Raw genomic sequence first — 6,581 nt, 5'->3', positions numbered from 1 at the left:
CAGGTGCCACTTCAACCGACTCCAGCCCCAGCTGTTTAACAAAAGGCGCAGCCAGTAAAATCCGCTGCACCTCTTCACGGTATTTCGGATTAACCGGTTCAAATTCTTGTTTTTCTTGTTTCATCAGGCTTCTCCCATGAGATAAGGTTTCAGCCTAGTGTAGTCAAAGCAGCAAACAAACCCCCGTCACCGACCAGCCGGTCAGGCTCTGACTATCGTTCACAAAATAACATTGTTCAATATTTATGAACATGCTAGTGTATCGAACAATAACACACGGTGCACCATGATCAATCATACATCTGAAAATACCCTACTGCTGAATCAAACGCTGATGCAGTTATCAAAAATCACTGATCAACCTTTTCATCAGGAAGGGGAAACCCTGCTGTTACCGGACAACAAAACTCGGTTGATGCTACTGGTCAGGAAAAATGCCAGCCAAACACCGGATGGCGTACTAATCCAGCAACTCTCACTGAACCCGTCTGCCTCAATTTCAAATCAAATATTGATTGCTGACTATATCAACCCTGCTCAAGCAGAGCGCTTGCAGCAAGCTGGTATTCAGTATGCTGACTCACAGGGCAATGCTTTCATTAAGCAGCCAAACTGTTTTATATTGATTAGAGGTCGCAAAAAACCGGATAAAACCACCAGTCTTGCATCTGGTCATGCATTCAACACTGCCGGTATGCAGTTGATTTTTTTGTTATTAAAAGATCCCAACCTGCTGCAGGCTACTTATCGGGAAATGGCGCAGCGGGCTGGTATTGCACTGGGATCTGTAACAGCCACCATAAAGGATTTGGGGCAGCAGGGTTACCTTATGCTGCAAGGCAACGGCAGAAACCAAAAGCGTCAGCTATTACAAAAAGATGCTCTGTTAAAAACCTGGTTAATACATTATCCACGCCAGTTACAGATGAAATGTCCCCACCTGTTGCTCACCAGTGATGATCCAAACTGGCATCAACACCTGCAAATGGAAAAGCTTCAGGCACTCTGGGGCGGAGAGTATGCTGCAGCCCATTACACTGATGGTTTTCTGAAACCGCAGAATGCCTTGTTATACATCACTGAAGAACAACATCCTGTACTCATTCATCAAGCTAGATTACGTAAACCCCGTGCAGGCGAAGCTCCGAACCGATTAATTCTGCTCAGCAGTCAATTCCTTGATATCAGAGAACTCCAGGGTAAAGAGCCGGGAATAGCAGACCCACTGTTGGTATACGCAGAACTGATCGCTTCTGCTGAACCACGAAACCTGGAAGCAGCACAGAGGTTGTATGAAAAATACCTCAGTTGACCTGGTCGGCAAACTACCGGAAAAATTGATTCATCTCTACCAACTGATTAATCAGCAAGCAGTGAATCTGTCGATTCCTTATCTGGTTGTAGGTGCAACCGCACGCGACCTGATTTTGGTGGAGGCTTATGGTGCTCCACTGCAGCGAGCCACACGGGATATCGATTTTGCAATCAAAGTCGCACATTGGGATGACTTTTCCAAACTCAAAGATCAATTACAATTGGCCGGATTCAAGTCAGCTGCCAATATGCCACATCGGTTCATTCTGGAAATATCGGGTCACCCCTGGGAAGTTGACATCCTGCCTTTTGGTGACATCAGTACAAACGCTCAGATCAGTTGGCCGCCAGAGCATAAAATTCAAATGAACGTCATGGGGTTTACTGAGGCATACGAGCACAGTCTGCAAGTCAAGTTAAGTGAAAATCCGCTACTGGAGCTTGCCGTTGCATCACCTGTGGGAATGTTACTGCTGAAGCTTATCGCCTGGCTGGATCGCGTCCCGGAAAAAAGACCAAAGGACGCTGCTGACATCAACTATCTAATTGAACAGTACGCCAGAGTCCCGGGGATCACTGATGATCTATACGATGAAGGACATATGGAAGCTCAGCAATGGGACATGGAAATGGCTGCGGCAATGAAGCTGGGGCAAGAACTTCACCGGATGATGACAGGACCAACAGCCACCCATCTGGAGCAACAGTTGTTCAGCCGGGCGGATCGGCTGCAAATACTCAGTAACGAAATGTCCCGCTCAACACTAAACACACCAGAAACCTGTACTTCAAGGCTAACAGCCTTGCGGCAAGGACTTTCCTGATTCACTTGAGATTCAACCGCCGTGCCAGTTTGTGCAGGTTGCTGGAATCCAGATCCAGCAGGCGTGCTGCTGCTGTCCAACTGCCTTGTGTTTGGTCCAGTGCCTGACGGATGGCCTGGCGCTGACAGAGTTCAACCTGCTGTTTCAGTGGCAACGCTTCTGTTGTTTGTTGTGACTCACTCACCGGCGATGCGGCAGGGGGTGTACTGCGTTGCAAATCCAGCTCTTCTGGCTCCAGGGTGATCCAGTCACTGTTATCCGAGCGTCCTTGACGTGCCAGAGTTTTTAAAGCAGCTCGGCTGATGACATGCTCCAGTTCCCGCACATTACCCGGCCAGTCATACTGCAACAGTGCATACTCAGCGGCGGCAGACAAACGCAGGCAACGCACACCCAGCCGGGTACGGTTCAACTCCAGAAAGTGCCCTGCCAGCAGCAGAATATCCTCCACCCGCTCACGCAAAGGCGGAATCGGCACCGGATAAACAGACAGTCGATGATACAAATCTGCCCGAAATGAACCCTGACGCACCCCTTCCTGTAAATGCCGGTTGGTGGCTGCCACAATCCGTACATCAACATGATGAGTGGCATCCGAACCCAGCCGTTGGATTTCACCACTTTGCAGCACTCGCAAGAGTTTTGCCTGAATACTCAACGGCAACTCACCCACCTCATCCAGAAATAACGTGCCACCCTGGGCGGCCTCAAATCTGCCGGGGCGATCCTGTGATGCACCGGAAAAAGCTCCACGCACATGACCAAACAGCTCACTTTCAGCCAGGGATTCCGGCAAAGCGGCGCAGTTGATCTGAATCATCGGTTGTTTGCTGCGGCGGGAATGCTGATGCACAAAACGGGCAAACAACTCTTTGCCGACCCCGGTTTCACCCAGCAGTAACAGGGGTAAATCCGACTGAGCCACCACATCCAGCTCATGCAACAACTGGGTGATCTGCTGGCTCTGGGTGATAATTTCCGAACCAGAGGCGGGTGTACCCAGACTTTCTGCGGGGCGCGAAAAACTGCGCAACGCCCTGCGCTCCTGCTCCAGCTGGGTAACACGGATAAAGGTTTCAATCAGTAGAGTGTATTGCTTCAACCGATCCACTGATGCCTGACTGAAAGTCCCAGACACCAGTGAATCCAGCGTCAATACCCCCCACTGCTGACCATCCACATACAGGCTCACACCCATGCAATCATGCACCGGCAGGGGTTCACCAGCCAGCGAATCAACCAAACCATCATAAGGATCCGGCACACTGCTGTGTGGGTCAAAAATCACTGGTTCACGGCTGCTGAGCAGGGTAGCCAAGCGCGGATGTTGAGCCACCCGGAAACGCCGCCCCAACGCCTCTTTCACCAAACCCTCCACCGCCACCGGGCGCAACACTTCATCTTCCTTTTTCAGCAAGGCCACCGCACCACAATCAAAAGACTGCTTGATTGCATAAATCAAACGCTGAAAACGTATCGCCGGAGCCAGCTCGGTGGTCAGATCGGCCAGCAAAAGAGAATCCATCATGGTTGTTTTATTGCGCCCCCTGCAGGCTTGGCTGTTGCCAGATACATCCTATGCTCCATACGATACAGGTCTATCTGCCTTTGGTGAAACACCATCCGTTGTGGTTCACAAAAACCGGCTTTTTCTGCTACACGGCGGGATGCAGGATGATCCGGTTCAATAATCACCACCACGGAATCCCTTTGCAGGGTTTCAAAAGCCAGTGTCAGCACCGCCTCTACTGCCTCCGTTGCCAGTCCCTTACCCCAGAAATTACGCGCCAACCGATAACCCAGATTGGTTTCCAGCTGCTCACCCACCAGCTCCGGGCTGATGCCACAAAAACCAACCAGCGCACCAGATGCCTGATCCACCAGTGCCCAGGGACCAAAACCGTAGGTTGCATAACAACGCAGACACCAATCCAGAAAGGTTTGGGTCATGGCAGCATCACAAACACCGCGCAGTGAATGTTTCATCACCTCTGGATCTGCCAGTATTGCTGACAATTGCGGGTGATCGTCCTGAGTTAACTGACGGATCAGCAGACGAGGGGTGGTACACAGCAAATTATTCATCATCGTCCAAACGCCAATTCAAACCCGACCCAATTCAGCTTGTAATTAATCGACTCAAACTTGCTGCGGTCATGCCCCATCAGAAAAGCTGCACGCTGATTGCCCAACCGTAACAACAAGCCGTAATAAGTATCCCTGCCGGAAAAACTGCGTGAACCCCGAAGAATTGCTGGTTTCACGTCCACCTTCCAGTCCATCACTCCGGCTTGAACACCCAGATGCGCCCAGTCATTCAAAGGATGTTGATAACCAGCTAACCAGCGGGTGGCATAACCATCCACGCCATAAAGGTGATCAGTGATAAATGGCAGAAACTCCAGCTCCAGATTTGAAACCTCCAGACTGACACGCTGCCAAAAACGAACACCCACCCCTGCCATACCGGAATAATCCAGATCATCAAAACCCGGCTCACCCCGATTACCCAAATACTCCCCGCGTGCCTTGTAATCACTCAGCCCCAGCCCGGCACGCAAATACACCTCTGCCGCCTGCACACCTGATGCAACCACCAACCACAAACACAATCCCGCCAGCCATTTGCCGTACATACCCACTCCTGAAGTGGTAGATAAACCAGCCGTTTAGTATAACGACCTAAACGGGCTGGTAATCACAATATTGGCCGAAAAGTACAATACACCCACATCGCCAAGCCACAAACTCAGGGTCTGACTGAACCACAAAGGAGACCAACCATGTTGATCAAATCCATCAGCACCACCCTGGTTACATCAACCCTGAACAAAAGCCGCGCCTTTTATGAACAGTATTTTGCTGCCAAGCCTGTGTTTGATTGCGGCTGGTATGTGGTGCTACAACTGCCGCAAGGTCAGCAACTGTGTTTGATGGAGCCACAACAGGGTATGCAGCCTTATACCGGAGGCCTGTTCCTGAACTTGCAGGTTGATCATGCCGATGAACTACTGGAGGTCTTGCAAAAAAAGGGACTGAAACCACAACTGCCACTGGAAGATCACCCCTGGGGTGACCGAGGTTTTGGTGTACAAGATCCATCGGGTGTCATGGTTTACTGCTATCACCCGATTCAACCCAGTGATGAGTTTGCAGCTTATTTTATCCACCAGCAGCCGGATTAAAAAAAGCATCCGGCGCGGCCAAGCGAGCCAGCACTGATGCACGATTCTTCCTCAACCTGCCCGGTGTCTGACCCAGCCACTGCACCAGACACCGGCTCAAATGCGCCTGATCGACAAACCCCAGATCAGCAGCCACCGCAGCAAGGGGCTCATCACTGGCAGCCACAACACCTGCCGTCCTGCGAACACGAGCCAGGTTTTGCCAATAACGAGGAGGTGCACCCGTTGCCCGAACCAACTGGCGTCGAAAACTGCGGTCACTGACCTGACGATGCGGCACAAAAGGCAAAGCCAACTTCAGGAATTGCAGATAATCCACCACCCAATCTTGTGGCGGCTGTAAATTGGCATGCAGAAACTGACTCAACCAGCCACGCCCAACCTCTGCCAAAGCAGGCAGTGAATCCTCCCATGTCAGAACAGCAGGTAACTCACTACTGGGTAACCACCGATCATCTCCGACGAACGGCAAACACCTCTCAAGCGACAGAAAACTTCCCACTGCAAGTCTTGCACCCACAAACAAGGTTCCAGCTGGATAACATACACTGCGAGGTAGCTGATCCAATCCGGTCAACAGCAATTGTGCCGGTTGATCCGGTGCAAAAACCAGAATCACATCACGACAGCCATCCGGCCAGATCAGTAGCTCGTCTGTGGCACTCTGCAGCGTCCATTGGCAAAGATAAGGATCAGACAAAATACAACACTCCAGATTGACGATATTCCAGACTCAGGTGTTTACTTTCTGAACAGAATAATGAAACTATAAAAACCCTTTACCAAGCAGGATGCACAGTATGACCAAGAAGGAACCGACCCCCAATCACTTGTATACCGCCATTGCACAAGTCATTCAGCAAGCTCGCCAGCAAGTCAGGCAAGTGATCAATCAGCAGATGGTGCAGGCTTACTGGGAAATTGGACGATTGATTGTAGAGCAAGAGCAGCAAGGGCAAGAGCGTGCAGAGTATGGCAAGCAGCAGCTCAAGCATTTGTCAGAGCAATTGCAGAGTGAGTTTGGCAAAGGTTTTGATGTTGGCAACCTGCGCAATATGCGTCAGTTCTACCTTACCTTTCCAAAACACTACACAGCGTGTAGTGTTTTGAGCTGGAGTCATTACCGCACTCTGATGCGTATCGAAAACCCCGCTGCCAGGCAGTGGTATGCAGATGAAGCAGCAACACAAAACTGGAGTGTGCGGGCACTGGAACGCCAGATCGGTGTGCTTTATTACGAGCGCCTGCTGGCCAGCAA

Annotated in this window: 8 protein-coding genes; 4 read left to right on the top strand and 4 right to left on the bottom strand. The window is 50.8% G+C overall.

What is annotated here, in order from left to right:
- The first annotated feature begins 286 nt into the window (after positions 1-286).
- A complete protein-coding gene (locus tag IBX50_RS15725; protein ID WP_292257243.1) occupies positions 287-1,312 on the top strand; it encodes a type IV toxin-antitoxin system AbiEi family antitoxin in 1,026 nt (341 codons plus the stop codon).
- A complete protein-coding gene (locus IBX50_RS15720) occupies positions 1,293-2,138 on the top strand; it encodes a nucleotidyl transferase AbiEii/AbiGii toxin family protein (protein ID WP_292257242.1) in 846 nt (281 codons plus the stop codon). The genes IBX50_RS15725 and IBX50_RS15720 overlap by 20 nt, the downstream gene beginning before the upstream one ends.
- Before the next feature lies 1 nt (position 2,139).
- Here the strand turns inward: IBX50_RS15720 and norR are convergent, their stop codons facing one another.
- The 3 genes from norR to IBX50_RS15705 are packed head-to-tail and all read right to left on the bottom strand — an operon-like array spanning position 2,140 to position 4,774.
- Positions 2,140-3,666, bottom strand: coding sequence for a nitric oxide reductase transcriptional regulator NorR (gene norR, locus IBX50_RS15715; protein ID WP_292257241.1), 1,527 nt, complete (start codon positions 3,664-3,666; stop codon positions 2,140-2,142).
- On the bottom strand, positions 3,663-4,226 hold the full coding sequence (locus IBX50_RS15710) for a GNAT family N-acetyltransferase (protein ID WP_292257240.1): 564 nt from the start codon (positions 4,224-4,226) through the stop codon (positions 3,663-3,665). The genes norR and IBX50_RS15710 overlap by 4 nt, the downstream gene beginning before the upstream one ends.
- The gene (locus IBX50_RS15705) at positions 4,223-4,774 is read right to left on the bottom strand and encodes a hypothetical protein (protein ID WP_292257239.1); all 552 of its coding nucleotides are present in this window, start codon (positions 4,772-4,774) and stop codon (positions 4,223-4,225) included. The genes IBX50_RS15710 and IBX50_RS15705 overlap by 4 nt, the downstream gene beginning before the upstream one ends.
- Before the next feature lie 147 nt (positions 4,775-4,921).
- Here IBX50_RS15705 and IBX50_RS15700 point away from each other — a divergent pair, with 147 nt between their 5' ends.
- Positions 4,922-5,323 carry a VOC family protein gene (locus tag IBX50_RS15700; protein WP_292257238.1) on the top strand — a complete coding sequence of 134 codons (402 nt, stop codon included), beginning with the start codon at positions 4,922-4,924 and terminating at the stop codon, positions 5,321-5,323.
- Here IBX50_RS15700 and IBX50_RS15695 read toward each other — a convergent pair.
- Positions 5,301-6,023: an AraC family transcriptional regulator gene (locus IBX50_RS15695; protein WP_292257237.1), complete on the bottom strand. Its 723-nt coding sequence runs from the start codon at positions 6,021-6,023 to the stop codon at positions 5,301-5,303. The genes IBX50_RS15700 and IBX50_RS15695 overlap by 23 nt on opposite strands.
- A gap of 100 nt (positions 6,024-6,123) precedes the next feature.
- Here IBX50_RS15695 and IBX50_RS15690 point away from each other — a divergent pair.
- Positions 6,124-6,581 (top strand): DUF1016 N-terminal domain-containing protein (locus IBX50_RS15690; protein ID WP_292257236.1); only part of this gene is annotated, 458 nt, incomplete at its 3' end.

The sequence above is a fragment of the Marinospirillum sp. genome, assembly GCF_014859565.1.
Note: the sequence above shows the minus strand (reverse complement) of the source record. Positions and strands in the feature narration are given on the sequence as shown.